This is a genomic window from Myxococcus sp. CA033 (assembly GCF_013336625.1).
GTDB classification, from domain to species: domain Bacteria; phylum Myxococcota; class Myxococcia; order Myxococcales; family Myxococcaceae; genus Myxococcus; species Myxococcus llanfairpwllgwyngyllgogerychwyrndrobwllllantysiliogogogochensis.
In genome coordinates this window covers 1-1,605 of the sequence record NZ_JABUMU010000062.1, presented here as the reverse complement: position 1 = coordinate 1,605, position 1,605 = coordinate 1, and the positions used below count along the sequence as shown (strand labels likewise).

The 1,605-nt window shown below is 67.4% G+C and carries 1 protein-coding gene and 1 pseudogene; both read left to right on the top strand.

The window, feature by feature from the left end:
• Positions 1 to 61: 61 nt before the first annotated feature.
• A complete protein-coding gene (locus HUA78_RS47135) occupies positions 62 to 1,063 on the top strand; it encodes a transposase (protein ID WP_254624266.1) in 1,002 nt (333 codons plus the stop codon).
• A gap of 275 nt (positions 1,064 to 1,338) precedes the next feature.
• Positions 1,339 to 1,605: pseudogene (locus HUA78_RS47130) on the top strand (ISNCY family transposase); the annotation flags it as partial.

Here is a 1,605-nt window from a genome sequence, read left to right as displayed (position 1 = left end):
CTACGCTGGCAAATATGGCCTGAGCCCGGGGTGTTGCCCCTCTGAGAATGGGAGGAACGCCATGGCACGAACGACAGCCCGCCCCCTCGCCACCCGCGAGGTGAGAATCGACAGCGAGCGCCGGCCTTGCGAGGCGTGTGGCGCGAGGACACGGGCGGACTGGCGCTCGCGGCGCTGTGTGACGACGCTCGCCGGGTGCGTGGGGCTGTCCGTGCAGGTGCGGGTATGCCACCGGAAGGGATGCCTTCTGGAGGGCATGTCGTTGAGGGCCGAGGAAGAGGGGCGCTGGGTGCTGCCCGAGCACGAGTTTGGCTTGGACGTATTGGCCTTCATCGGGGCGCAGCGCTACCGGGAGCACCGCAGTGTGCCGGAAATCCACGCCTTGCTGCGCCAGAGGGGCGTCGCCATATCCGAGCGCACCTGCACCAACCTGCTGGACCGGTACGACGAGCTCGTCAGCCTCAAGCTGCTCGACTCCGGGCGGTTACAAGAGACTCTCCAGCGTCAGGGGCGGGCGGTGCTCGCCATTGATGGGCTCGCTCCGGACGTGGGGCACGAGGTGCTCTGGGTGGTGCGCGAATGCCTGTCGGGCCAGGTCTTGCTCGCCCGTTCCCTGCTGTCCGGGAGTGAGCAGGAACTCGCACCCCTTCTCGAGGAAGTGAGGCTCGCGTTGGGGCCAGTGCCCATTGTCGGCGTGGTGTCCGATGGACAGAGGAGCATCCGTAACGCTCTGGCCCACGCACTGCCCCAGGTGCCGCACCAGCTCTGCCATTTCCACTATCTCCGGGAGGCAGCGCGGCCCCTTTATGAGGCCGACCGGCATGCGAAGAAGGAGTTGAAGAAGCGGGTACGTGAGGTGAGGAAGGTCGAGCGAGCGGTGGAAGGCCGTCAGGACGCTGGTGCTCACGCCACGCGGGCCTACGCGGCGGCCGTCAGGAGCGCGCTCACCGACGACCACCGCCCGCCTCTCCAACCCTCTGGCCTGCTGCTGCGCCGACGACTGGGCGCCATCGAGAAGAGCTTGGAGCGGGTGTCAAAAGGGGGGCCTGCCCACAGGAGTTGAGCCGCCTGCATACGGTGCTACGCAAGGCATTGAAGGCTACGGCACGCATGTGGCCTGGACTGGCGCGGGCCTACCAATGGATAGAGCGCACCGCGGTCATCCTCCGCAACGAGCCTGGATTGGACGCTGCAGGCGTACGACGTCGACTTTCCGCCTTGCTGGCTGCCCTGGTCCGCTGGACGCGCCGACGTCACCGGGGAGTCCTGCGGCAGGCCCTCGCTCACTTTCTCCTCGAGACGCGCCGTTACTGGAAAGGTCTCTTCCACTGCTACGACGTGCCGGACCTGCCCCGCACCGACAATGACTTGGAGCACCTCTTCGGCACCTGCCGCTACCACGAGCGGCGCGCCTCGGGCCGGGTGCGCGCAAGCGCGGGACTCGTCGTGCGCGGAGCCGTGCGGCTGCCAGCCATTGCCTCGGCATTCCTTCTGCCTGCGCTTGACGGCCCCTACCTGGAACCTAGGAACATCAATGACTGGCAGAGACTGCGCTTTCAGCTTGAGCAGCGGCGCGTCCCTCGCATCCTGGGCCGGCGCTTCCGG

Coding starts and splice junctions, on each gene's coding strand:
- HUA78_RS47135 (WP_254624266.1), top strand. CDS start 62: ATGGCACGAACGACAGCCCGCCCCCTCGCCACCCGCGAGGTGAGAATC.